Raw genomic sequence first — 22969 nt, 5'->3', positions numbered from 1 at the left:
GGCCGCCGGCCGCCGCGGCTAGCGTGGCAGCCCGACGTAGTTCTCCGCCAGGGACCGGCACGCGGCCTCCGAACCCACCAGGTAGTCCAGTTCGGCCTGCTGGATGCGGTGCGCGAACGCGTCGGCGTCGGGAAACCGGTGCAGCAGCGACGTCATCCACCACGAGAAGCGCTCGGCCTTCCATACCCGCCGCAGGCAGGTCTCGGAATACTGGTCGAGCCCGCGCGGGTCGCCGTCGCGATAGTGGGCCACCAGGCCGTCGGCCAGGTACACCACGTCGCTGGCGGCCAGGTTCAGCCCCTTGGCGCCCGTGGGCGGCACGATATGCGCGGCATCGCCCGCCAGGAACAGCCGGCCGAACCGCATCGGCTCGCACACAAAGCTGCGCAGCGGCGCGATGCTCTTCTCGATGCTGGGCCCCGTGACCAGCGCCTCGGCGGCGGGCGCGTCGAGCCGGCGGCGCAGTTCGTCCCAGAACCGCGCGTCGGACCACGCCTCGGGTTGCACGGTGGACGGCACCTGCACGTAGTAGCGGCTGCGCGTCTTCGAACGCATGCTGCACAGCGCAAACCCGCGCGGATGGCTGGCGTAGACCAGTTCGTCGGCCACCGGCGGCGTGTCGGACAGCACGCCAAGCCAGCCGAACGGATACACCCGCTCGAACACCTGTGTGGCGGTGGCCGGCACGCTGGCGCGGCTGACACCATGAAAGCCGTCGCAGCCGGCGATGAAATCGCACGCTACCTCGTGCGTGGCGCCGGCCTTGCGATAGCGCACGCGCGGCCGCTGGCCGTCGAAGTCGTGCAGCGACACCTCTTCGGCGTCGTAGATGGTCGGCATGCCGCTGGCCTGCCGCGCGGCCATCAGGTCGCGCGTGACCTCGGTCTGGCCATACACGGTGACGTCGCGTCCGATCAGCGCGTGAAAGTCGATACGGTGCCGCGCACCGCCGAACGACAGCTCGATACCGTGGTGCACCAGCCCTTCGCGGCGCAGCCGCGCATCCACGCCCGCGCGTGCCAGCGCGTCCACGGTGCCGCATTCGAGGATGCCGGCACGGATGCGCGCCAGCACGTGTTCCGGGCTGCGCCGCTCGATGACGATGTTGTCGATGCCCGCCACGGTCAGCAACTGGCCGAGCAGCAGCCCGGCCGGGCCGGCGCCGACGATGGCGACCCGTGTGGAAGTGGAGCCGTTGACGGCCATGGCGTCTCCTGGGATGGACCGCTCAGCCGCGCCCGGCATCGATCTCGGCGAAGACTTCCCCGGCCATGTGGAACGCCGAATTGGCCGCCGGCACGCCGCAGTAGATGGCGGTCTGCAGCAACACCTCCTTGATTTCGTCGCGCGTCACGCCGTTGTTGGCGGCCGCGCGCAGGTGGAGCTTCAGCTCCTCGGACCGGTTCAGCGCCACCATCATCGCAATCGTGACCAGGCTGCGCGTATGGCGCGGCAGGCCCTCGCGCGTCCAGATCTCGCCCCAGGCATAGCGCGTGATCAGGTGCTGGAATTCCTCGTTCAGCGGCGTCAGCTTCTGCAGCGACCGATCGACATGGGCGCTGCCCAGCACCGCGCGCCGCACCGACAGCCCGGCGTCGTAGCGCGCGTGGTCGTCGGTCACCGGCAGCCGCCCCAGCACGAAATCGAGCACCGCCGCCGTGAAGCGGCCCGGCTGTTCGCGGTTCGACAGGTGCGCGGCGGGCAGCTCCACGTAGCGCGCGTCGGGAATCGCCTCGGCCAGCGCCCGGCCCTCGGCAGCCGTGGTCGACGGATCGTCGCGGCCGGCAATCACCAGCACCGGCACGCCGATGGTCTTGACCGCCTCGCGCAGGTCCGCATCGCGCAGCGCCGTGCAGCCCAGCGCGTAGCCGCGCGGGTCCAGCCCCGCCAGCACGGCGCGCAGGTCGGCGATGGCCGGGCCGGCCGTGCGCCGGAAATCCTCGGTAAACCAGCGCCCGAGAGACGCGTCCACCAGCGGCCCCATGCCGTCGCGCAGCACGCCGTCGATGCGCGCGGCCCACGACTCGGCCGTGCCGATCCGGGGCGCCGTGTTCGCCACGATCACGTGCGAGAAGCGCTCGGGCGCCCGCGCCGCCAGCCACTGGCCGATCAGCCCGCCGATCGACAGCCCGCAGAACACGGCCCGCTCCACGCCCAGCGCGTCGAGGATGGCCAGCACGTCGCCGCCCAGCACGTCCACGGTGGTCTGCGTGGCATCGGTCACCGAGCGGCCGTGGCCGCGCATGTCGTGCCGCACCACGCGGAAGCGGCCGGCCAGCGCGTCCACCTGCGGTTGCCACATCGTGTGGTCGGTGCCCATCGAGTTCGAGAAGACGATGACGGGCGCGGTATCGGGGCCGTCGACGGTGTAGAACAGCCGGGCGCCGGCGTGGTCGAGGTAGGGCAAGGTTGTCTCCAGTCAGTCTTGTTGTCGTGATGCGCGCGCCTGCCGCCACGCGGCTACGGCGGCATCGGCAAACGGCACCGATTGGCCCGCGTACGCGGCCGGGTCGCTCAGGCGGTCGAGCGTGGCGGCGTCCAGCAAGCCGCGGTGCGCGGGATCTTCGTCGAGCGTGCGCGCCAGCGCGTCGCGCAGCGTGGTGCCGTCGGCCACCGCGCTGCGCGATGCCTGCTCGACCACGTGATGGGCCGGCAGCCGGCCGATGCGCCGGCCAAGTTCGAGCATCGCCGCCTCGCCCAGGATCAGCCCCCGCGTGAGATCGAGATTGGCCCGCATGCGCGCGGCGTCCACCTGCAGGCCGGCCACCACGTCGCCCATCTGCCGCAACGCGCCAGCGGCCAGCGTCACGATCTGCGGCAGCGTGTCCCATTCCGCCTGCCAGCCGCCTAGCGCGCGTTCGTGCTCCTGCGTCATGCCGGCCAACATCGTCGCCACCAGCGGCGGCACGCGCACGGCGGCCGTCAGCACGGCGGCACAGCCGACCGGGTTGCGCTTGTGCGGCATCGTGCTCGATCCACCGCGCCCGGGGGCCGATGGCTCGGCCACTTCGGCCACCTCGGTCTGCATCAGCAGCGAGATGTCGCGCGCGATCTTGCCCAGCGTGCCGACCAGCAGGCCCAGCGTGGTCGCCACCTCGGCCAGGCGGTCGCGGTGCGTGTGCCACGGCAGCGCCGGCAGATCGAGCGTCAGCGCCTGCGCCAGCGCGCCGGCCACGGCCGGGGCATCGTCGCCCAGGCTGGCCAGCGTGCCGGCCGCGCCGCCGAACTGGAGCGTGCGGGCCTGGGCGCGTGCCGCATCCAGCCGTGCCAGGTGGCGGCGCAGCGCATCGAGCCAGCCCGCTGCCTTCAGGCCGAACGTGGCGGGCAGCGCGTGCTGCAGCCAGGTGCGGGCCACCATCGGCGTGTCGCGATGCGCGGTGGCCAGCGCCGCGCAGGCATCGCCCAGCCGCAGCAGGCCGGCGTCGATCTCGTGCAGCGCATCGGCCAGTTGCAGCACCAGCGCGGTGTCGATGATGTCCTGGCTCGTGGCGCCCCAGTGGACGTAGCGGCCGGCCTCGGCATCGCGCCGGGTCACGGCGGCCGTGAGCTGCTTGACAAACGGGATGGCGAGATTGCCGGCGGCATCGGCATCGTGGGCCAGCGCGTCGAGGTCGATGACGCCCGCGTCGGCGCACACCTGCGCGATGACGTCGGCGGCGGCGGTGGGGATGACGCGGGCCTGCGCCTCGGCCCGGGCCAGCGCGGCTTCCACGTCGAGCATGCGGCGTACCGTGCCGGCATGGGAAAAGATTGCCAGCACGGCAGGACTGCCGGACATCGGGTCGGTCAGGCGTGAAAAGGTAGGCATGGTCGGTTTGGGGGCGAACCGCTCGTCGAATGCGATTTTGCTGCAAATCCCGGCGCCGGTGTTTCCCGGCGCCCGGCGTGCGTCAGATGTCGAAGAACACGGTTTCGCCCGGGCCCTGCAGCACGACGTCCCAGCGATATTGCTCCGCTCCATCGGCCTGGGCCACCAGCGTTGCGCGCCGGTCGGCCGGCACGCGCGCCAGCACGGCATCGGCGCGGTGCGCGGCGGCGTCTTCGGGGAAGTAGAGCCGCGTGGACACATGCCGCACCAGCCCGCGCGTGAAGACCGACACGACGATATGCGGCGCCTGCGGGCGCCCGTCGCCATCGGGCACGGCGCCCGGCTTGACCGTGGTGAAACGGAACGCGCCGTCGGGCCCGGTCGGCACGCGGCCGAAGCCGGTAAAACCGGCGGTCAGCGGCAGTTCGCGCGCATCGTCGGGATGGCGGTAGCGGCCGGCCGGGTTGGCCTGCCAGATTTCGACCATGCCGTCGGGCACGGGCTGGACCAGGCCATCGAGCACGCGGCCAGCGATCACGATGCGCTGGGCGGCCAGGTCGGGGGCGTCGGCGGTCAGGTCGGCGCAGTTCAGCGCGGTCAGGCCGATATGCAGGTACGGGCCGACGGTCTGCGAAGCGGTGGCGTAGAGCATGGCGTTACTCCATCGGCGTGGCATCGCGGCCGCGCAGCACGATATCGAAGCGGTACCCCAGCGCGTACTCGGGCGCCGTGGTCTCCCAGTCGAACGCGGCCACCAGCCGGTTGCGCGCCTTGTCGTCGGGCACGCACTGGAAGATCGGATCGTAGTCCAGCAGCGGGTCGCCGGGGAAGTACATCTGCGTCACCAGCCGCGTGGCATAGGCATTGCCGAACAGCGAGAAGTGGATGTGCTGGGGCCGCCAGGCGTTGTGGTGGTTGCGCCAGGGATAGGCGCCGGGCTTGATCGTCTTGAACTGGTAGTGGCCGCTGGCGTCGGTGATGGTGCGGCCTTCGCCCGAGAAATACGGGTCGAGCGGCGCGTCGTGCTGGTCGCGCGGATGCGTGTAGCGGCCGGCGGCATTGGCCTGCCAGATTTCGATCAGCGCGTGGGGCACCGGGCGGCCGTTCTCGTCGAGCACGCGGCCGGTTACCAGGATGCGCTCGCCGATGGGCTCGCCGCCGTGGCCGACGGTCAGGTCGTTGTCGCCTTCACGGACGAATTCGGGGCCGAAGGTCGGGCCGGTGACCTCGGACAGCGACTGCGGCAGCGCGATCAGCGGCTGGGCCGGCGCGCGAAGCTGCGTGGAGGCGTAGGGGTCGAAGCGGTAGTCGGGCTGGGTGTTCCAGTACGGACGGCGGTACTGGGCGGGGCGGCCAGGGCGTGGGGGCATCGCGCTGTCTCCGGTATGGGTGGGGTCGATGGGCACGACTGTATGGCGCACCAGAATTCATGTAAATTGAGTTCTTGCGTGACAACGATGAATTTCCGTTATGCAACGGCCGCCCCCGCCCCCTGCCCCCGCCCCCTCTATCCCATCCGCCGATGCCTTCCGCAGCCGCGTCCGCCTGCGCCACCTGCACTGCTTCGTGGCCGTCGCGCGCACGCAGCACCTTGGCCGCGCGGGCGATCAGCTTGGCCTGACGCAGCCCGCCGTTTCCAAGACGCTGACCGAACTGGAGGATCTGGTCGGCACGCGGCTGCTGGTGCGGCAGCGCGCCGGCACGGAACTGACCGCGGCCGGCATGCGCTTCCTGCGCCACGCGCTCCGCGTGATCGAGGACCTGGACGCCGCCGCAGACAGCGTGGCCGGCCGCGACGCCCCGCGGCACGAACGCATCCGCATGGGCGCCCTGCCCAGCATCGTGCCGGCGCTGCTGGTGGACGCCGTGGCGGCGTTTCGCGCCAGCCATCCCGAGGTGGGCCTGGCCGTGCAGAGCGGCATGAACCGCACGCTGATCGACCTGCTCAAGGCCGACGTGCTGGACGTGGTGATCGGCCGCATGGACGACCCCGCCGCGATGGAGGGCCTGTGGTTCGAGTCGCTGGCCGCCGAGCCGCTGGTGCTGGCCGTGCGCGCGGGCCATCCGCTGGCCAGCCAGCCCCGCCCGACGATGGCCGACGTGCTGGCGTGGCCGCTGGTGGTGCCTGCCGTGGGATCGATCCCGCGGCACAGCACCGAAAGCCTGCTGGCGCGGCACGGTTTCACGCTGCCGCCGGGCTGCCTGGAGACCGCCGACGCCTACCTGGGCCGCCTGCTCGTGCAGCAGGGCGACAGCGTCTGGGCCGCGCCGCTGTCCGCCACGCGGCGCGCGGTGGCCGCCGGCGAACTGGCGCGGCTGCCCATCGACACGCACGGCACCGAGGAACCGATCGGCCTGCTGCGCCGGGCCGACCGCGCGCCGGGCCCGCTGGCCGAGGCGCTGGCCGAGACCATCCGCCGCATCGTCGCCGGGCGCCAGCCATGACGGGGGCGGCGTAGTCCGTCATTACGTGCTACCGTGACGCATCGGCACGGCACGCTGCGGCGCACACACGTGGACTCCCCTTCCGACTCGGGCAACCTCTTCTTCATCGGCTTCATGGGCGCCGGCAAGACGACAATCGGCCGCACCGTCGCGCGCCACCTGGGCCGGCCATTCTTCGACACCGACCACGAGATCGAGTCGCGCTGCGGGGTGCGCATCACGACGATCTTCGAGCTGGAAGGCGAGGAAGGATTCCGCCGCCGCGAAACGCGCGTGCTCGACGACCTGTCGCGGCGCAGCGGCATCGTGCTGGCCACCGGCGGCGGCATCGTGACGCGCCCCGAGAACCGCGAGATGCTGCGCACGCGCGGCCACGTCATCTACCTGGACGCCGCGCTGCCCGAGCTGTGGCGGCGCGTGCGGCGCAACCGCAACCGTCCGCTGCTGCAGGTGGAAAACCCGCGCGCGCGGCTGGAGGCGCTGTTCTGCGAGCGCGACCCGCTCTATCGTGAAATCGCCCACCTGATCATGCCGGCCCACGCCGGCACCGTGGCGCAGGCCGCGGCCAGCGTGCTGGCCCAGCTTGGGCTGGCCGCCGCCATCCCGTTCGATGCCGAGCTGTCGCCCGACGCCGCCACCCACCCTGCCACCGACCCCGCGCCGCACGATTGAGCCATCGGCCGACAGCGTTTTCGGCGCACGCCGACAGCGGCGCCACGGGCGCTGCGCAGCACGGCGCACGGTTTGAACTTCGCGCCGGCCACGCGGCTCTGACGGGGAATACGGCACGGAGACTCACCATGCAACTGCAAGGCAAGACAGCGCTGGTCACGGGCGGCGCGGGCGGTATCGGCAGGGCCATTGCGCTGCGGCTGGCCCGCGAGGGGGCGGACGTGGTGGTGGCGGTGCACCGGCATGACGCCGATGCCGACGAGACCGCCGACGGCGTGCGCGCCGCCGGGCGCCGCGCCAACGTGGTGGCCGGCGACATCGGCAACGTGGCGCAGGCGTTTGCGCTGGTCGACGCGGCCGTGCAGGCGGTGGCCCCGTCGGGCAGCCTCGACATCCTCGTCAACAACGCCGGCGTGGAGGTGCGCGCGCCGTTTGCCGACGTGACCGAGGCCGACTACGACCGCGTGCTCGACACCAACCTCAAGGGCCCGTTCTTCCTGACCCAGCGCTTCGTCAGGCACCGGCTGGACCGCAAGCTGGGCGGCAAGGTCATCAACATCAGTTCGGTGCACGAGGACCTGCCGTTCCCGCACTTTACAAGCTACTGCGCCAGCAAGGGCGGCCTGCGGATGATGATGCGCAACCTTGCCATCGAACTGGCGCCGGCTGGCATCACCGTCAACAACATCGCGCCCGGCGCGATCCAGACGCCGATCAACCGCAAGCTGATGGCCAGCCCCGACCAGTTGCAGTCTCTGCTGACCAATATCCCGCTGGGCCGGCTGGGCCAGCCCGAGGAAGTGGCCGGGCTGGTGGCCTACCTGGCCAGCGCCGACGCGGACTACATCACGGGTGCCACGCTCGTCATCGATGGCGGACTCCTCTGGAACTATGCGGAACAATGACGCCCCACCCGCCGGCCGCGTGCCGCACGTTGCCGCGCGCACCGCGCCGGCCCAGGCTGACGCCACGCCGCGCCCCGCCGCCACCGACGCCGGCACGGCCCCCCGGCTGACGCACTGCCACGCGCACGCGCCGTCCATCACCCACCTGCCCACGCCCGCGCCATGCACGCTGCCGGGCTGCCATGACGCGGATACGGTGTCGCCGGCCGAGCGCTACGCCGAGCTGTTCGTCGACGTGCAGTCCAGTGGCATGTTCGCCGACAGCAAGACGTTTCCGGACTGCATCCCGCTGGCGCCGCCCGAGACCATCCTGGCCTGCTACCGCGAGCAGCGCGACGCGGACGGGTTCTCGCTCGAAGCGTTCGTGCGCACCTATTTCGCGCGCGAGACGGTGCCGGACGACCACTACGAATCGAACCCGGACAACTCGCTGCGCGAGCATATCGACGGCCTCTGGCCCGTGCTGACGCGCGAGCCCGCCGAGCATCCGCCGCTGTGCTCGCTGCTGCCGCTGCCCCGGCCGTACGTGGTGCCGGGCGGCCGCTTCCGCGAGCTGTACTACTGGGATTCGTACTTCACGATGCTGGGCCTCTCTGCCAGCGGCCGGCACGACCTGCTGCGCGCGATGGCCGACAACTTCGCCTACCTGCTGGACACCTACGGACTGGTGCCGAACGGCACGCGCACGTACTACCTGAGCCGGTCGCAGCCGCCGGTGTTCGCCCTGATGACGGGCCTGTTCGAGGACCAGGGCGTGGACGCGGCCGTGCGCTACCTGCCCCAACTGGCGGGCGAGTATGCGTTCTGGATGGACGGCGTGGGGCACCTGCAGCCGTGCCAGGCGCATCGCAGGCTGGTGCGGCTGCCCGACGGCGCGTACCTGAACCGCTACTGGGACGACCGCGCCCATCCGCGCGAGGAAGCCTACCTGGAAGATGTCGACACGGCGCGCCGCGCCAGCCGGCCCGCCCACCTGGTGTTCCGGGACCTGCGCGCGGCGGCGGAATCGGGCTGGGATTTCAGCTCGCGCTGGTGCGAGCCCGACCCGGTGGCCGGGCAGGCCGCCTGCGACCTGGCGACCATCCGCACCACGGCCATCCTGCCCGCGGACCTGAACGCGCTGCTCTGGTACACCGAATGCCGCCTGGCGGAACTGAGCGAGCGGTCCGGCGACGCTGACGCCGCCGCGCGCTACCGCGAGGCCGCCGAACGCAGGCAGCAGGCCATCGCCGCCATCATGTGGGACGACGGCGCCGGCGCGTTCACGGACTTCGACTGGCACCGCGGCACGGCGCGCCCGCACCTGAGCGCCGCCACGCTGATGCCGCTGTTCCTAGGCCTGGCCACGCCGGCACAGGCGGCGCGCGTGGCCGACGCGGTATCCGCCCGGCTGCTGGAGGAAGGCGGGCTGGCCACGACCGAAATCGACTCCGGCCAGCAATGGGACCGACCCAACGGCTGGGCGCCGCTGCAGTGGGTAGGCATCATCGGGCTGCGGAAGTACGGCTTCGACGCGCTGGCCGACGACATCGCCCAACGCTGGCTGCGCACGGTCGGCAGCCTCTATGCATCGGAATACAAGCTCGTGGAGAAATACCGGCTGCAGCGGCGCCGCTCCGGCAGCGCCGAAGGCGGCGGGGGCGGCGAGTATCCGCTGCAGGACGGCTTTGGCTGGACCAACGGCGTGGTCAGCGCGCTGCTGGCGCTGTACCCGGCCGATCCGGCCCGCCACAGCCGGGCGGGCCAGCCGGCGCCGGCGGGGTGAGCGGGCGGTGGAACGGGCGGGGAAACCCCGCGCCGACGTCGACATTCGGAATCGCGTTCCTTTGTTCAGAATTCGACAATGCACTGCGGCAAATGCTGGCGACTGTTCCTGAAACGCCAATAACTCACATGAGTTATTGGCGCATCCGCCGCCGGCCCTCACACTAGCCGGAGGGTCATTCGACACGACCCTAAACGACTTGGCAACTCTTACTACCCCGGCGATCCCGCGCGTCGGGGTATTTCTTTTTGGGGCGGCAAACCTGCCCTACGCGTCCGCCCAGCGCCGCAGCAGGTTGTGATAGACGCCCGTCAGGCCAATGACCGATGCGTGGGTGTGGCCCAGTTCGGCCGATTACACTGGCGGCCTCCCGGACTGGCCGGGCATCCAGATTTCTCGATTTATGCAGCCGACATCACCTGTCTCCCTGATCGACTTCCGCGCCGATCCCGCGCCCACCCACGACAATCCGCGCCCGGACCGGCTGGTGACCGGCAACCCCGACCGCACCACATGGACGCACTACAGCGCGGCCCAGGGAGATTTCGACTGCGGGATCTGGGGGTGCGAACCGGGCGCGTGGCGCATTGCCTTTCCGGCCGGCAAGGAAGAGTTTTTCCACGTGATCAGTGGCCGGCTGCGGATCACCAGCCATACTGGAGACGCCCGCGAGTTCGGGCCGGGCGATGCCTGCGTGATTCCCGCGGGCTTCGAAGGCGTGTTCGAGGTCATCGAAACCGTCCGCAAGCATTTCGTCGTGATCGACCGCAACGCGGGCTGAGCCGGCCCGCAGGAGCCCCTGCCATGCCAAGCTGTGCCGCCGTCCCGCTTGCCGCGTCCCGCGCCCTCGCCACCCTGACGACCTTCGCAGCGCTTGCCGCGTCCGGCCCCGCCGCGTTCGCGCAAGGCAATCCGTCGGCACCGCCGGCACAGGAAGCCGCGCCGCCTGCCGCCTCCGCGCCCCGGCCGGCCCGGCCCGTGGCCGTGACGCCGAGTTTCGACTGCAAGAAGGCGGAAGGACAGGTCGAGCAGCTGGTCTGCAAGGACACCACGCTGGCCCGGCTCGACCGCGAGACCACGCGGCTCTATGGCCTGGCGCTCGATGCCCGCTCACTGCCCACAGCGCAGAAGAAAACGCTGCTGGCCGAGCAACGGGGCTGGGTCAAGGGCCGCAACGACTGCGCGCAGGCCGACGACGCGCCCAACTGCATCGCCACCACCTACCTGCGCCGGATCTATGACCTGCGCCATGGCTACGCGGGCGCCCGCACGCAGGATGATCGCGGCATCAGCCGGGGACCGTTCAATATCCGGTGCGGGGGCGTGGACGCGGTCATCGCCGGCACCTTCGTGCAGACCGATCCCGGCTATGCCTATCTGCGCTGGCTGGACCAGCAGGTGGTGCTGCGGCAGACGCCGGCGGCATCCGGCGCGCGCTACGCCGCGACGCTCAAGGATGGTGAAGCGCTGTTCTGGGACAAGGGCCCCGACGCGCTGCTGACCCTGCCCGGCAAGCCCGACATGCAGTGCCGCGTGGAGATGGCGGCCCACTGAGCCGCCCCCCTTTAGGCCGTCAGGCCGCCTCGCCGCTCCAGCGCCGCAGCAGGTCGACGGTGCCGCCCCCGGCATCGCACGCGGCCTGGCCGATTTCCCGCGCCCAGTAGCGTTCCGAGCCATCGGCCACGCGCCAGGCGTGGAGCCGTCGCGTCAGCAATTGCAGGTCGTATTCCTCGGTGATGCCGATGGCGCCGTGCACGGCGTGGGCCATCGACGTGACCGGCCCCACCGCGTCGCTGGCGTTGCACTTGGCGATGGCCGCGTCCATGCGCGACGGGCGCGTGCCGGGGCCGCCGAACGCCAGTTGCACGGCCATCCGCACCATCGCCACCTGCTCGGCCATCACACTGATCTGGTGCTGGATGGCCTGGAACTTGCCGATGGCCCGGCCAAACTGCTCGCGGTCGTTGGCGTACTGGAGCGTCATGTCGAAGACGCGCGCGATGGCGCCGGCCATCTGTGCCGCGTGCAGCGCCGCGCCCACCGTGCGCAGCGTGCCGGGCGCCAGCGCGAACGTCGCGGCGGCCGGGCAGGCCACGCTGACCGTCAGGTCGCCATGCACACCGGTCGGCGCCACGTCGGCGGCGTCGCGCGGCACCAGCCACGCCCGGTCCGCATCCTGCGCCAGAAACCAGCGCGCCGCCGCGCCGTCGGCAACCTGCGCGCGGGGCTGGCCGTCCAGGCAGGCCAGTGCGATGGGGCCGTCCGGCACCTCGCGCCTGGCCTCGTCCAGCAGCGCGCGCGCGAACATCGTCTGCGCCAGCGGCAGCGGCACCACGTACTGGCCGGCCAGCGACAGCATCGGCAGCACATCCGACAAGGACAGGGCCGCGTCGGGCCGCAGGCTGTCGGCAAAGCCGCTGGCGTCGAGCCGCGCCCAGAGCGGCGCGGCGTCGCCACCGGCCTCGATGGCCCGCACCATGGCCGGCCCGCAGTGGTCGCGCAGCACGGCTTCGAGCGCGTCGGCGTAGAGGTTGTCCATTCCGCTCTCCATGTCAGCGCAGCCCCAGCCCGCGCGCGATCATGCCGCGCAGGATCTCGCGCGTGCCACCGCGCAGCGAATAGGTCGGCGATATCTGGCTCACGTAGGCGGCCGTGCGATAGAGGTCCGCATTGCCGGCCAGCGCCGGGTCGTCGCCCAGCGCGGCCTCGGCCAGCGCGCCGATCGACTGTTCCAGCTCGGTGCCCAGGTCCTTGACCAGCGCCGCCTCGACGAGCGGGCTCTTCCCCGCAGCCAGCCGCGCCGTCACGGCCAACGACATCGCGCGCAACGCCGCCAGCCTCGCCAGGATCTGGCCGACGGCCACCGTGTCGCGCCGAGCGGGCGGCAGGTCGCGCAGCGCCACCAGCCAGGCGTCCAGCAGCACCACGCTCGAATACAGCCGCTCCGGGCCGCTGCGCTCGAACGCCAGTTCCGCGTTCACCTGTTCCCAGCCGGCGCCTTCCTGGCCGACCAGCGCGTCAGCCGGCAGGTGGACGTCATCGAACGCAACTTCCGAGAAATGCGCGTCGCCGGCCAGGTCGCGGATCGGCCGCACCGTCACGCCGGGCAGCGACAAGTCGACGATCACCTGCGACAGCCCGCGCTGCCGGTCGCCCGCATCGCCCGACGTGCGCACCAGCGCCAGCATGTAGTGGCAGCGGTCGGCATTGGTCGTCCAGATCTTGCGCCCGTTGAGCCGCCAGCCGCCATCGGGCAGCGGCACGGCGCGCGTGGTCACGCTGGCCAGGTCCGATCCCGCGTTTGGCTCGCTCATGCCGATGCAGAAGAACGCCTCGCCACGGCAGATGCGCGGCAGGTAGTGCGCGCGCTGCGCGTCGGAGCCGTAGCGCAGGATCAGCGGGCCGCTCTGGCGGTCGGCGATCCAGTGCGCGGACACCGGCGCGCCGCACGCGAGCATTTCCTCCACGAGCACGAAGCGCGAGAACGCGTCGAGCCCCGCGCCGCCGTACTGCGCCGGCAGCGTGATGCCGACCCAGCCGCGCCGGGCCAGCGCACGGCTGAAGCCGGCGTCGAAGCCCATCCACGAACGCGCCCGCACGTCGGGCGGCGTGGGGGGCAGATGCTCCCGAAGGAACGCCTTGACCTCCTGCCGCAACGCGGCGGCGGGGCCCGGCAGCGCGGTCAGCGCGAACGTGCCAAACAGCGGATGCAATGTGGACTCCTGGCAGCTAAGCGTGGCGATGAGCAGCGATGAAGCAATGGGCGGCGATGGGCGGCGGTCAGTCGAGCGTCACGCCCGAGTCCTTGACCACCTTGCCCCAGCGGTCGATTTCCTGCGCGACGTAGCGGCCGTACGCCTCGGGCGTGGACCCGCGCGGCTCGGCGCCCTGGGCGGCCAGGCTGGCGCGCACGTCGGCCGATGCCAGCGCCTTGGTCACGGCCGCGTTGAGCCGCTGGACGATCTCGGGCGGCGTTCTGGCGGGCACCATCATGCCCTGCCACGCGCCCACCTCGAACCCCTGCATGCCCGATTCGGCCAGCGTCGGTACGTCGGGCAACTGCGCGCTGCGCGTGGCGCTGGTCACGGCCAGCGCCTTCATGCGCTTGTCGCGGATGAATGGCAGCGAGGAGTTGATCGTATCGGTCATGAACTGCACCTGCCCGCTGGCCAGGTCCGTCAGCGCTGGCGCGCTGCCCTTGTACGGCGCGTGCACCGCGTCGAGCCCGTTGGCCTGCAGGAACAGGAACACGGCCAGGTGCGTGACGTTGCCGTTGCCGGCCGATCCGTACGTCATCTTGCCCGGATGCGCCTTGAGCCACGCCACGAACTCCGGCACGGTGCTGGCCGGCACCTGCGCGTTCACTTCCAGCACCAGCGGCACGTTGGCGGTCATCGCCACGGGCAGCAGGTCGCGCCGCACGTCGTAGGGCAGCTTCTTGTACAGCGCCGGGCTCAGCGCGATGGACGACGTGTTGTACAGCACCGTGTAGCCGTCGGCCGGTGCCTTGGCGACGATCTCGTTGCCGATGTTGCCGTTGGCGCCGGGCCGGTTGTCCACCAGCACCTGCTGGCCCAGTTCGTCCGACATCTTCCGGGCGATCACGCGCGACACGAGGTCCGTGGGGCCGCCCGGCGGGAACGGCACCACGAGCCGGATCGGCTTGTCGGGATAGGCGGCTTGCGCGGGCATGGCGCCCAGTGCCAGGCTGCAGGCGGCCACGGCGGCCAGCCCCTTGCGGGCCAGCGCCGACAGCGGCAGGCGGCGGGCGGTAATGCGTGGTATTGGCATGGTTGTCTCCTCCGGTGAATACCGTTGGCGCCGACGGCGTGTCCCCGCCGCTGGCGTCCGTGCGCGCCGGGCGCCTAGGCTTCGCGCCCCGCCAGCAGCCGGCGCGCGGTGTACGTCATGACCCGTTCGTCGCGCTGGTTGAAGACCTCGATCGACGAATCGACCACGGCGCGGCCGCTTTTCGACGTGGGGCGGATGCCGGTCACGGTCACGCGGGCGCGGATGGTGTCGCCAACCAGCACCGGCGCGTGGATCTGCTGCGTCAGTTCCAGCATCGCCAGCCCGGTGCCCTGGATCATCGTCTGCAGGATGAAGCCCTCGATCAGCGCGTACGTCAGCGCCGCCGGCACGGGCCGGCCCTTGATCGCGCCGCCCGCGTAGCCCGATTCGATGAAGATGGCCTCCAGCATGCCCGTCACCGAGATGAAGTTGACGAGGTCGGTCTCGGTCACGGTGCGGCGGAACGTCTCGAAGACCTGCCCGGTCTCGATGTCCTGCCAGTAGTAGCCCTGTCCCAGGCGTTGCGGTTGCGGCTGTGTCATGCGTGTCTCCTGTTGTGAGTCGGCCAAGGGCTCAGCCCAGCGCCGCGATCTCGCCGTCGCTGAGTCCGATGCTGCCCAGCACCTCGCGCGTGTGCTCGCCCAGCCGGGGCGGCACGCCGGCATGGGCGCGCTGGCCGTCAAAGCGCACCGGCGCCCCCGGAAAGCGCAGCGTGCCCATGGCCGGGTCCTGCACCGCATCAAAAAAGCCGGTGGCGCGCAGGTGCGGATCGTCGACCAGCTCGTCCAGGCCGTTGACGCGGGCCACCGGGATTTGCAGTCCTTCGCAGAGTTCGATCCAGTCGGCGGTGTCGCGCGCCCGCACCAGCTCGCCGGTGATCTCGTAGAGCGTCTCGATATGGCGCGTACGCGCGGCGATGTCGGCAAAGCGCGGGTCGGCGGCCAGGTCGTCGCGGCCGGCCGCGCGGAAGAAGTCGCGCCAGTGCGCGTCGGTGTACGGCATCATGCAGACGTAGCCGTCGGCGGTCTGGTACGGCCGGCGCAGCGGCGCCAGCACGCGCGGATAGCCGGCCTGCGCGCGCGGCGGGTCGAAATGCTGGCCGTACAGGTGCTCGACCAGGTTGAACGCCACCATCGACTCGAACATCGGCACCTCCACCATGCCGCCCTGCCCGCCATTGCGCGCGCGGCCGGCCAGCGCTGCCGAGATCGACAGCGCGGCCACCAGGCCGCTGGTCTTGTCGGCCGCGATCGTCGGGAAGTAGCGTACGGTGCCGGTCTGCGCGGCCATCAGCGCGGCATTGCCGCACAGGCCCTGGATGATGTCGTCGTAGGCGGGCCGGCCGCCGTACGGGCCGTCCTCGGCAAAGCCAAGCAGGCTGACGTAGACCAGTTGCGGATGGCGCGCCATGACGCTGGCCGGGTCCAGGTCCAGCTTGCCAAGCTTCTGCGGGCGCATGCTGTGCAGGAACACGTCGGCCGTATCCAGCAGCCGGTGCAGCGCGGCCTGCGCGGCCGGCTGCTTCAGGTTCAGCACCACGCTTTTCTTGCTGCGGTTGACGCCCAGGAAGATCGCGGACATGCCTTCCTCGGTGGCCGGGCCGGTGCGGCGTGTGGAATCGCCTTCGGGGGTTTCCACCTTGATCACCTCGGCGCCAAGGTCGGCCAGCCACTGGCTGGCATAGGGGCCCATCACGACCGTGGACAGGTCGATGACGCGGATACCGGTCAGGGGCAGCATCGCGGGGGTCTCCTTGTTTCTGGAATCGAATGGGCCCCAGCGTAGCCCCGCGCGGCGCTTGCGTCTAATATTCCTTTTTTAGGAACCGATATCCAGACAGTATCGCCATGGACCTGCGCCAGCTCCAGCAATTCGTCGTGCTCGCCGAGACCGGCAACTTCCACCGGGCGGCCGAGCAGCTCCACATGGCGCAGCCGCCGCTGTCGATCTCGATCCGCAAGCTGGAGGCGTCGCTGGGCACGCCGCTGTTCCTGCGGACCACGCGCGGCGTGCGGCTGACCCAGGCCGGCGAGGCCGCGCTGGACGACGCCCGGCGCGCGCTGTTCCACGCCGCGCAGGTGCGGGCCGCCGCGCAGTCCGCCGCGCACGGCGAGCGCGGCGCGCTGCGCATCGGCTTTGTCGGCTCGGCCACCTACGCGCTGCTGCCGCGGCTGATCCCGGCCTTCCGCGAGGCCCATCCCGGCATCGAGCTGATCCTGCACGAATCGACCTCGGCGTCGATCCTGGAGCGGATCGGGCGCGGCCAGCTCGACGCCGGGCTGGTGCGGTTCCCGATCCTCGACAGCGGCCCGTTTCAACTACTGCCGCTGGAATCGGACACCTTCATGGCCGCCGTGCCGGCCGACAGCCCGTACGCCGCGCACGACAGCATCGCGCTGAAGGCGCTGGCCGCCGAGCCGTTCATCATGCATCCCCATGCCGATGTGCCGAACCTGCGGGCCGTGGCGATGCTGCTGTGCCAGCAGGCCGGCTTCGTGCCGCGCATCGCCCAGGAGGCCGTGCAGGTGCAGACCATCGTCAGCCTGGTGGAAAGCGGGCTGGGCGTGGCGCTGGTGCCGGGCGTCACGGCGCGGTACACCACGCGGCGGGTGCGCTTTCTGCGACTGTCCAGCCCCCGGCCGGCGGCCCGCATCGGCATCGCGCTAGCCACGCAGCAGGATGCCGACGACCGCCATGTCCAGCGCTTTATCGCGGTGGCGCAGCGGCTGGCCAAGGAATAGCGGCGGCGCGACGGTGTCGACCGGGCGGCACACGCCACCCGCGCTTCGATTTCTTTCAGGACGACCCAGAAGAAATTCAGATCACGGCGTGACAGCATCGCAGCGCCATACCGGTGCGCGCCGCGATTCAGGCTGGCGGCGCGTGACCCCAGTCAGAGCCGAACTTGTCCGCATCTGCGGCCCGGGTGCATGTCTTGACACTCGGCGTAGCCATTCCTTTAATGAGTACGCATTCCCGAGCACAGGCCGAGGAGATCATGGACCCGCGCAGCGTTGACGATCCCCAGCGCAAGAAGGAAGAGGTGCGCAGCTTTCTGTTTCTGACGGCCGTGATGGTGCCGGTGCTGTCCGTGATCATCGTGGCCGGCTACGGCTTCATCGTCTGGATGAGCCAGCTCATCAGCGGCCCGCCCACGCATTAGCAGGACCGCCAGAAAGCACAGCCTCGGCAGAATTGGCCCAAAGTCCAATTGCCATCGAGAAGAAAACCTGCAAAAGCAGTCTTGTCAGGAGTCGACGCATGCCTGAAAGACGTTCCATCCCTATCCAGCCGGCCGCCCCGGACGACGAGTGGCATATCGCCGGCATCATGGTCTTTGCCCAGCCGGGCCAGCTTGACCGCGTGCGCCATGCCATCGACGCCATGACCGGGGTCGAAGTCCACGCCGTCAGCGACGCCGGCAAGCTCGTGGTGACCGCCGAGGCCCCCACCTCGCAGGCCATCGTCGCCCAGCTCACCTGCCTGCACCAACTGGAAGGCGTGATATCCGCCACGCTGGTCTACCAGCACAACGAAGACGCCGCAGCCATGCACGAGGAGATTGCCGATGTCAGTCACGCGCCGTGATTTCATCAAGCAGACGGCCATCGCGGCAACCGCCTCCGTGGCGGGTATCCCGGTGCCTGGCGAGGCCGCCAATTTCGTCACCGACAGCGAAGTCACCAAGCTGAAATGGTCGAAGGCGCCCTGCCGCTTCTGCGGCACCGGCTGCGGCGTGACCGTGGCCGTGCGCGACAACAAGGTGGTGGCCACACAGGGCGACCCGCAGTGCGAGGTCAACAAGGGGCTGAACTGCGTCAAGGGCTACTTCCTGTCGAAGATCATGTACGGCCAGGACCGGCTGACCCGCCCGCTGCTGCGCATGAAGAATGGCAAGTACGACAAGAACGGCGAATTCGCGCCCGTGAGCTGGGACCAGGCGTTCGACGAGATGGAGCGCCAGTTCAAGCGCGTGCTCAAGGACAAGGGCCCGACGGCGGTCGGCATGTTCGGATCGGGCCAGTGGACGATCTGGGAGGGCTACGCCGCGTCCAAGCTGATGAAGGCCGGCTTCCGCTCGAACAACATCGACCCGAACGCGCGCCACTGCATGGCGTCGGCCGTGACCGGCTTCATGCGTACCTTCGGCATGGACGAGCCGATGGGCTGCTACGACGACTTCGAGGCCGCCGACGCCTTCGTGCTGTGGGGCTCGAACATGGCCGAGATGCACCCGATCCTCTGGACCCGCATCACCGACCGGCGCCTGAGCCACCCGAAGACCCGCGTGGCGGTGCTGTCCACGTTCACGCACCGGTCGTTCGACCTGGCCGACCTGCCGATCATCTTCACGCCGCAGACGGACCTGGCGATGCTGAACTACATCGCCCACCACATCATCCAGACCAACCGCGTCAACAAGGACTTCGTCAACAAGCACACGGTGTTCAAGGAGGGCGTGACCGACATCGGCTACGGCCTGCGGCCGGACAACCCGCTGCAGAAGGCCGCCAGGAATGCCGGCAACCCGACCGACGCCAAACCGATCACCTTTGACGAATTTGCGAAGTTCGTCTCGAAGTACGACGCCAACTACGTCAGCAAGCTTTCCGGCGTGCCCAAGGACAAGCTCGAACAACTGGCCGAGCTCTACGCGGACCCGAACGTCAAGGTCATGTCGCTGTGGACCATGGGCTTCAACCAGCACACGCGTGGCACGTGGGTCAACAACATGGTCTACAACGTCCACCTGCTGACCGGCAAGATCGCCACGCCGGGCAACAGCCCGTTCTCGCTGACCGGGCAGCCGTCGGCGTGCGGCACCGCGCGCGAGGTGGGCACGTTCGCCCACCGGCTGCCGGCCGACATGGTCGTGACCAACCCCAAGCACCGCGCGGAAGCCGAGCGCATCTGGAAACTGCCCGCCGGCACCATCCCCGACAAGGTGGGCTACCACGCCGTGCTGCAGAACCGCATGCTCAAGGACGGCAAGCTCAACGCCTACTGGGTGCAGGTCAACAACAACATGCAGGCCGCCGCCAACATGATGCAGGAGGGGCTGCCTGGCTACCGCAACCCGGACAACTTCATCGTCGTGTCCGACGTCTACCCCACGGTCACGGCCCTGTCGGCCGACCTGATCCTGCCCAGCGCCATGTGGGTGGAAAAGGAAGGCGCCTACGGCAACGCCGAGCGCCGCACGCAGTTCTGGCACCAGCTTGTGGACGCCCCGGGCGAGGCGAAGTCCGACCTGTGGCAGCTCATGGAGTTTTCCAAGCGCTTCAAGATCGAGGACGTCTGGCCCGCCGACCTGATCGCCAAGCAGCCCGACGTGCGCGGCAAGACGCTGTTCGACGTCCTGTTCCGCAACGGCAACGTCGACAAGTACCCGCTCAAGGAGACCAACAGCGGCTACAACAACGCCGAGGCCAAGGTCTTCGGCTTCTACGTGCAGAAGGGACTGTTCGAGGAATACGCGGCGTTCGGGCGCGGCCACGGCCACGACCTGGCCCCGTTCGATGCCTACCACGAGGCGCGCGGGCTGCGCTGGCCCGTGGTCAACGGCAAGGAAACGCGCTGGCGCTACCGCGAGGGCAGCGACCCGTACGTCAAGGCCGGCACCGGCTATCAGTTCTACGGCAATCCCGACGGCAAGGCCGTGATCTTCGCCCTGCCCTACGAGCCGCCGGCCGAGGCGCCGGACAAGGAGTACCCGTTCTGGCTGGCCACGGGCCGCGTGCTCGAACACTGGCACTCGGGCTCGATGACGCGCCGCGTGCCGGAGCTGTACCGCGCGTTCCCGAACGCGGTGTGCTTCATGCATCCGGAAGATGCGCGCGCGATGGGCCTGCGGCGCGGCGTGGAGGTGGAGGTGGTGTCGCGGCGCGGCCGCATGCGCACCCGCATCGAGACCCGGGGCCGCGACGCGCCGCCGCGCGGCCTGGTGTTCGTGCCGTGGTTCGATGCCAGCCAGCTCATCAACAAGGTCACGCTGGACGCCACCTGCCCGATCTCGCTGCAGACCGACTTCAAGAAGTGCGCGGTCAAGATCGTCAAGGTCTGACCGACGGCCACCAAGGAGACGCCATGGAAGCAGACGCCCTGAAAGCCAGCCGGCACCGCGCCACGTGGCTGGTGTTCGCCGCCTGGCTGCTGGTCGCGCTGGTCACGCTGCTGGTGCCGCCGGCCGGCGCGCAGGGGCTGGTCGACGCGATGCGCGGCCCCACCCCGGTCGGCGACGAAGCCAAGGCGCCGCTGCTGTACCCCACCGAGAACAAGGACATCCGCCGCACGCGCAACTACACCATGCAGCCGCCCACGATCCCGCACAAGATCGACGGCTACCAGCTCGACAAGGACTTCAACCGCTGCATGTTCTGCCACGCGCGCACCAAGACCGAGGAAACCGGTGCCATCCCGGTCAGCATCACGCACTACATGGACCGCGACAACAACGTGCTGGCCGAGGTGTCGCCACGGCGCTATTTCTGCACCCAGTGCCACGTGCCGCAGGCCGACGCCAAGCCGCTGGTCGGCAACTCGTTCGTCGACGTGGAGACCATGCTGAGGCGTGCCGGCGGCGAGAAAGGGGCCAAGGGCGGCAACGCCCGGGCGGGCACCACGAGCACCAAGTAACCACACGGCCGCACCGACCGGGGCAAGCGATGACGGGCAGATTCTGGGATCTCATCAAGCGGTACTGGCGCACCATCAACCGGCCCAGCGCGTACTTCAGCCTGGGCTTCCTGACCGTGGGCGGCTTCATCGCCGGCGTGCTGTTCTGGGGCGCGTTCAACACGGCGCTGGAGCTGACCAACACCGAGCAGTTCTGCACCGGCTGCCACGAGATGCGCGACAACGTGTACCAGGAGCTGCAGGGGACGATCCACTTCACCAACCGCAGCGGCGTGCGCGCCAAATGCTCGGACTGCCACGTGCCGCACAACTGGACCAGCAAGATGGCGCGCAAGATGCAGGCGTCCAAGGAAGTCTGGGCCAAGATCTTCGGCACCGTCGACACGCGCGAGAAGTTCCAGGCCCACCGCCTGACGCTGGCGCAGCACGAATGGGCGCGCTTCAAGGCCAACGATTCGCTCGAATGCCGCAACTGCCACGACTACCAGTCGATGGACTTCACGCGCCAGAGCCCGCGCGCGCAGGCCATGCATTCCACCTACCTGGCCAACAAGGAGAAGACGTGCATCGACTGCCACAAGGGCATTGCGCACCGGCTGCCCGACGTGGCCAAGGCCCAGGAGCCGTAGCGCCATGGCCGCCGCGCTGGAGGCCAGCGAGCTGACCGTCCGGCGCATGGGCCGGACGATCTTCCGCGACGTCGGCGTGGCGCTGGCGCCGGGCGGGCTGCTGCAGGTCGTCGGCCCCAACGGTGCGGGCAAGACCACGCTGCTGCGCGTGCTGTCGAGCCTGCTGCAGCCGGCCGCGGGCCAGCTTGCATGGCTCGGGCGCCCGGTGCGCGCGGGCGATGCCGACTACCTGGCCAGCCTGGCCTACGTCGGCCACACCAACGGCATCGACGCCGACCTGGGCCCGCTCGACAATCTGCGCTTCGCCGCGCGCATGGCCGGGCTGCGGCCCGATACGGCCGCGCTGCGGCAGGCGCTGGCGCGGCTCGGGCTCGATCGCGTGGCCGAAACGCCCGTGCGGGCGCTGTCGCAGGGCCAGCGGCGGCGCGTCAGCCTGGCCCGGCTGGCGCTGGCGCCGCGCCGGCTGTGGCTGCTGGACGAGCCGCTGACGTCGCTCGACCGCGACGCCGCCGACCGCTTCCACGCGATGCTTGGCGCGCACCTAGCCGACGGCGGCATGGCGGTCGTCGCCACGCACCAGCCGCTGGACGTACCCGGTGGCGCGGTGCTGGCGCTGCGCGGCGCCGAGGGGCGGCCATCATGATCGCCACCACGGGGGTGCTCGGCGCCGTGGTCGCGCACGACCTGTCGCTGGCGTGGCGGCGCCGCACCAGCCTGCTGGCCAGCGTGGTGTTCTTCGTGATCGTCTGCAGCCTGTTTCCGCTGGCCATCGGCCCCGACCCCCAGCAACTGCGCGCGCTGGCGCCCGGCATCCTCTGGGTAGCGGCGCTGCTGGCGTCGATGCTGTCGCTGTCGCGCCTGTTCGCGCAGGAATACGCCGATGGCAGCCTGGACCAGCTGCTGCTCTCGCCCCATCCGCTGGCGCTGCTGGTGCTGGGCAAGATCTGCGCGCACTGGCTGACCAGCGGCCTGCCGCTGCTGGTGCTGACGCCGCTGCTGGCGCAGCAATACAGCCTGCCCGGCGCGGCCACGTTGCTGCTGACCGCGTCGCTGCTGGTCGGCACGCCCGCGCTGAGCCTGATCGGCGCGGTGGGCGCGGCGCTGACGCTGGGCGTGCGCGGCGGCGCGGTGCTGCTGTGCATCCTGGTGCTGCCGCTGTCGATCCCGGTGCTGGTGTTTGGCGCCAGCGCCGGCGCGGCCGCCGACGCGGGGCTCAGCGTGGCGCCGCATTTCTCGCTGCTGGGCGCCTGCCTGGCGCTGTCGCTGCTGCTCTGTCCGCTGGCGGCGGCGGCCGGCCTGCGCATCGCCATGGAGTGAC

Annotated in this window: 25 protein-coding genes; 14 read left to right on the top strand and 11 right to left on the bottom strand. The window is 70.4% G+C overall.

What is annotated here, in order from left to right:
• Positions 1 to 18: 18 nt before the first annotated feature.
• From pobA to pcaH, 5 genes are all read right to left on the bottom strand, one after another.
• Positions 19 to 1206 carry a 4-hydroxybenzoate 3-monooxygenase gene (gene pobA / locus QTN24_RS21270; RefSeq protein WP_313839586.1) on the bottom strand — a complete coding sequence of 396 codons (1188 nt, stop codon included), beginning with the start codon at positions 1204 to 1206 and terminating at the stop codon, positions 19 to 21.
• A 22-nt stretch (positions 1207 to 1228) separates the two neighbouring features.
• The gene (pcaD, locus tag QTN24_RS21265; protein WP_124685404.1) at positions 1229 to 2407 is read right to left on the bottom strand and encodes a 3-oxoadipate enol-lactonase; all 1179 of its coding nucleotides are present in this window, start codon (positions 2405 to 2407) and stop codon (positions 1229 to 1231) included.
• A gap of 12 nt (positions 2408 to 2419) precedes the next feature.
• Entirely contained in the window at positions 2420 to 3808 is a 1389-nt protein-coding gene (locus QTN24_RS21260) for a 3-carboxy-cis,cis-muconate cycloisomerase (protein ID WP_313839584.1), read from the bottom strand.
• An 82-nt stretch (positions 3809 to 3890) separates the two neighbouring features.
• Positions 3891 to 4460, bottom strand: a complete 570-nt coding sequence (gene pcaG / locus QTN24_RS21255; RefSeq protein WP_313839582.1) for a protocatechuate 3,4-dioxygenase subunit alpha — start codon at positions 4458 to 4460, stop codon at positions 3891 to 3893.
• 4 nt (positions 4461 to 4464) lie between these two features.
• Positions 4465 to 5178, bottom strand: coding sequence for a protocatechuate 3,4-dioxygenase subunit beta (pcaH, locus tag QTN24_RS21250; RefSeq protein ID WP_124685407.1), 714 nt, complete (start codon positions 5176 to 5178; stop codon positions 4465 to 4467).
• Between the two features lie 100 nt (positions 5179 to 5278).
• On the opposite strand from pcaH, the gene QTN24_RS21245 reads away from it, so the two are divergent.
• The 4 genes from QTN24_RS21245 (at position 5279) to treF (ending at position 9595) form a co-directional block, all read left to right on the top strand.
• The gene (locus QTN24_RS21245) at positions 5279 to 6253 is read left to right on the top strand and encodes a LysR substrate-binding domain-containing protein (RefSeq protein ID WP_313839579.1); all 975 of its coding nucleotides are present in this window, start codon (positions 5279 to 5281) and stop codon (positions 6251 to 6253) included.
• Between the two features lie 114 nt (positions 6254 to 6367).
• Positions 6368 to 6925, top strand: coding sequence for a shikimate kinase (locus QTN24_RS21240; RefSeq protein ID WP_313839626.1), 558 nt, complete (start codon positions 6368 to 6370; stop codon positions 6923 to 6925).
• A gap of 128 nt (positions 6926 to 7053) precedes the next feature.
• The gene (locus tag QTN24_RS21235) at positions 7054 to 7830 is read left to right on the top strand and encodes a glucose 1-dehydrogenase (RefSeq protein ID WP_313839577.1); all 777 of its coding nucleotides are present in this window, start codon (positions 7054 to 7056) and stop codon (positions 7828 to 7830) included.
• A complete protein-coding gene (gene treF / locus QTN24_RS21230; RefSeq protein ID WP_313839575.1) occupies positions 7817 to 9595 on the top strand; it encodes an alpha,alpha-trehalase TreF in 1779 nt (592 codons plus the stop codon). Before QTN24_RS21235 ends, treF begins: the two co-directional genes overlap by 14 nt.
• A gap of 267 nt (positions 9596 to 9862) precedes the next feature.
• On the opposite strand, the gene QTN24_RS21225 is transcribed toward treF, so the two are convergent.
• Positions 9863 to 9916 (bottom strand): hypothetical protein, encoded by a 54-nt coding sequence (locus QTN24_RS21225; protein ID WP_313839624.1) that lies wholly within the window; start codon positions 9914 to 9916, stop codon positions 9863 to 9865.
• 82 nt (positions 9917 to 9998) lie between these two features.
• Here QTN24_RS21225 and QTN24_RS21220 point away from each other — a divergent pair, with 82 nt between their 5' ends.
• Together QTN24_RS21220 and QTN24_RS21215 are read left to right on the top strand one after the other, a co-directional pair.
• The gene (locus tag QTN24_RS21220; RefSeq protein WP_313839622.1) at positions 9999 to 10376 is read left to right on the top strand and encodes a cupin domain-containing protein; all 378 of its coding nucleotides are present in this window, start codon (positions 9999 to 10001) and stop codon (positions 10374 to 10376) included.
• Between the two features lie 23 nt (positions 10377 to 10399).
• On the top strand, positions 10400 to 11149 hold the full coding sequence (locus QTN24_RS21215) for an MliC family protein (RefSeq protein ID WP_313839573.1): 750 nt from the start codon (positions 10400 to 10402) through the stop codon (positions 11147 to 11149).
• Positions 11150 to 11168: 19 nt separating this feature from the next.
• Here QTN24_RS21215 and QTN24_RS21210 read toward each other — a convergent pair whose 3' ends face one another.
• The 5 genes from QTN24_RS21210 to QTN24_RS21190 form a co-directional block, all read right to left on the bottom strand.
• Positions 11169 to 12134, bottom strand: coding sequence for an acyl-CoA dehydrogenase family protein (locus QTN24_RS21210; protein WP_313839571.1), 966 nt, complete (start codon positions 12132 to 12134; stop codon positions 11169 to 11171).
• A gap of 13 nt (positions 12135 to 12147) precedes the next feature.
• Positions 12148 to 13308, bottom strand: coding sequence for an acyl-CoA dehydrogenase family protein (locus tag QTN24_RS21205; RefSeq protein ID WP_313839569.1), 1161 nt, complete (start codon positions 13306 to 13308; stop codon positions 12148 to 12150).
• Positions 13309 to 13375: 67 nt separating this feature from the next.
• Positions 13376 to 14386, bottom strand: coding sequence for a tripartite tricarboxylate transporter substrate binding protein (locus tag QTN24_RS21200; RefSeq protein ID WP_313839567.1), 1011 nt, complete (start codon positions 14384 to 14386; stop codon positions 13376 to 13378).
• A gap of 74 nt (positions 14387 to 14460) precedes the next feature.
• Positions 14461 to 14928 (bottom strand): MaoC family dehydratase, encoded by a 468-nt coding sequence (locus QTN24_RS21195; RefSeq protein ID WP_124685414.1) that lies wholly within the window; start codon positions 14926 to 14928, stop codon positions 14461 to 14463.
• A gap of 31 nt (positions 14929 to 14959) precedes the next feature.
• Positions 14960 to 16126, bottom strand: a complete 1167-nt coding sequence (locus QTN24_RS21190; protein WP_313839566.1) for a CoA transferase — start codon at positions 16124 to 16126, stop codon at positions 14960 to 14962.
• Positions 16127 to 16233: 107 nt separating this feature from the next.
• On the opposite strand from QTN24_RS21190, the gene QTN24_RS21185 reads away from it, so the two are divergent.
• From QTN24_RS21185 to ccmB, 8 genes are all read left to right on the top strand, one after another.
• Positions 16234 to 17127 (top strand): LysR family transcriptional regulator, encoded by an 894-nt coding sequence (locus QTN24_RS21185; protein WP_124685416.1) that lies wholly within the window; start codon positions 16234 to 16236, stop codon positions 17125 to 17127.
• Positions 17128 to 17384: 257 nt separating this feature from the next.
• Positions 17385 to 17549: a periplasmic nitrate reductase, NapE protein gene (gene napE / locus QTN24_RS21180; RefSeq protein ID WP_124686679.1), complete on the top strand. Its 165-nt coding sequence runs from the start codon at positions 17385 to 17387 to the stop codon at positions 17547 to 17549.
• Between the two features lie 98 nt (positions 17550 to 17647).
• A complete protein-coding gene (locus QTN24_RS21175) occupies positions 17648 to 17974 on the top strand; it encodes a chaperone NapD (protein ID WP_313839564.1) in 327 nt (108 codons plus the stop codon).
• A complete protein-coding gene (gene napA, locus QTN24_RS21170) occupies positions 17955 to 20450 on the top strand; it encodes a periplasmic nitrate reductase subunit alpha (RefSeq protein WP_313839562.1) in 2496 nt (831 codons plus the stop codon). Before QTN24_RS21175 ends, napA begins: the two co-directional genes overlap by 20 nt.
• A gap of 23 nt (positions 20451 to 20473) precedes the next feature.
• A complete protein-coding gene (locus QTN24_RS21165) occupies positions 20474 to 21022 on the top strand; it encodes a nitrate reductase cytochrome c-type subunit (protein WP_253700263.1) in 549 nt (182 codons plus the stop codon).
• A gap of 29 nt (positions 21023 to 21051) precedes the next feature.
• On the top strand, positions 21052 to 21651 hold the full coding sequence (locus tag QTN24_RS21160) for a NapC/NirT family cytochrome c (RefSeq protein ID WP_124685419.1): 600 nt from the start codon (positions 21052 to 21054) through the stop codon (positions 21649 to 21651).
• 4 nt (positions 21652 to 21655) lie between these two features.
• Positions 21656 to 22294 (top strand): cytochrome c biogenesis heme-transporting ATPase CcmA, encoded by a 639-nt coding sequence (gene ccmA, locus QTN24_RS21155; protein WP_124685420.1) that lies wholly within the window; start codon positions 21656 to 21658, stop codon positions 22292 to 22294.
• Positions 22291 to 22968 (top strand): heme exporter protein CcmB, encoded by a 678-nt coding sequence (ccmB, locus tag QTN24_RS21150; RefSeq protein ID WP_124685421.1) that lies wholly within the window; start codon positions 22291 to 22293, stop codon positions 22966 to 22968. Before ccmA ends, ccmB begins: the two co-directional genes overlap by 4 nt.
• Position 22969 lies beyond the last annotated feature (1 nt).

The sequence above is a fragment of the Cupriavidus sp. SZY C1 genome (assembly GCF_032190535.1).
In the GTDB taxonomy this organism is placed as follows: Bacteria; Pseudomonadota; Gammaproteobacteria; order Burkholderiales; family Burkholderiaceae; genus Cupriavidus; species Cupriavidus pauculus_C.
This window is presented reverse-complemented; position numbering and strand designations above follow the sequence as displayed.

Coding starts and splice junctions, on each gene's coding strand:
- pobA (WP_313839586.1), bottom strand. CDS start 1,206: ATGGCCGTCAACGGCTCCACTTCCACACGGGTCGCCATCGTCGGCGCC.
- QTN24_RS21260 (WP_313839584.1), bottom strand. CDS start 3,808: ATGCCTACCTTTTCACGCCTGACCGACCCGATGTCCGGCAGTCCTGCC.
- pcaG (WP_313839582.1), bottom strand. CDS start 4,460: ATGCTCTACGCCACCGCTTCGCAGACCGTCGGCCCGTACCTGCATATC.
- pcaH (WP_124685407.1), bottom strand. CDS start 5,178: ATGCCCCCACGCCCTGGCCGCCCCGCCCAGTACCGCCGTCCGTACTGG.
- QTN24_RS21245 (WP_313839579.1), top strand. CDS start 5,279: ATGCAACGGCCGCCCCCGCCCCCTGCCCCCGCCCCCTCTATCCCATCC.
- QTN24_RS21240 (WP_313839626.1), top strand. CDS start 6,368: ATGGGCGCCGGCAAGACGACAATCGGCCGCACCGTCGCGCGCCACCTG.
- QTN24_RS21235 (WP_313839577.1), top strand. CDS start 7,054: ATGCAACTGCAAGGCAAGACAGCGCTGGTCACGGGCGGCGCGGGCGGT.
- treF (WP_313839575.1), top strand. CDS start 7,817: ATGCGGAACAATGACGCCCCACCCGCCGGCCGCGTGCCGCACGTTGCC.
- QTN24_RS21220 (WP_313839622.1), top strand. CDS start 9,999: ATGCAGCCGACATCACCTGTCTCCCTGATCGACTTCCGCGCCGATCCC.
- QTN24_RS21215 (WP_313839573.1), top strand. CDS start 10,400: ATGCCAAGCTGTGCCGCCGTCCCGCTTGCCGCGTCCCGCGCCCTCGCC.
- QTN24_RS21210 (WP_313839571.1), bottom strand. CDS start 12,134: ATGGACAACCTCTACGCCGACGCGCTCGAAGCCGTGCTGCGCGACCAC.
- QTN24_RS21200 (WP_313839567.1), bottom strand. CDS start 14,386: ATGCCAATACCACGCATTACCGCCCGCCGCCTGCCGCTGTCGGCGCTG.
- QTN24_RS21195 (WP_124685414.1), bottom strand. CDS start 14,928: ATGACACAGCCGCAACCGCAACGCCTGGGACAGGGCTACTACTGGCAG.
- QTN24_RS21190 (WP_313839566.1), bottom strand. CDS start 16,126: ATGCTGCCCCTGACCGGTATCCGCGTCATCGACCTGTCCACGGTCGTG.
- QTN24_RS21185 (WP_124685416.1), top strand. CDS start 16,234: ATGGACCTGCGCCAGCTCCAGCAATTCGTCGTGCTCGCCGAGACCGGC.
- napE (WP_124686679.1), top strand. CDS start 17,385: ATGGACCCGCGCAGCGTTGACGATCCCCAGCGCAAGAAGGAAGAGGTG.
- QTN24_RS21175 (WP_313839564.1), top strand. CDS start 17,648: ATGCCTGAAAGACGTTCCATCCCTATCCAGCCGGCCGCCCCGGACGAC.
- napA (WP_313839562.1), top strand. CDS start 17,955: ATGTCAGTCACGCGCCGTGATTTCATCAAGCAGACGGCCATCGCGGCA.
- QTN24_RS21165 (WP_253700263.1), top strand. CDS start 20,474: ATGGAAGCAGACGCCCTGAAAGCCAGCCGGCACCGCGCCACGTGGCTG.
- QTN24_RS21160 (WP_124685419.1), top strand. CDS start 21,052: ATGACGGGCAGATTCTGGGATCTCATCAAGCGGTACTGGCGCACCATC.
- ccmA (WP_124685420.1), top strand. CDS start 21,656: ATGGCCGCCGCGCTGGAGGCCAGCGAGCTGACCGTCCGGCGCATGGGC.
- ccmB (WP_124685421.1), top strand. CDS start 22,291: ATGATCGCCACCACGGGGGTGCTCGGCGCCGTGGTCGCGCACGACCTG.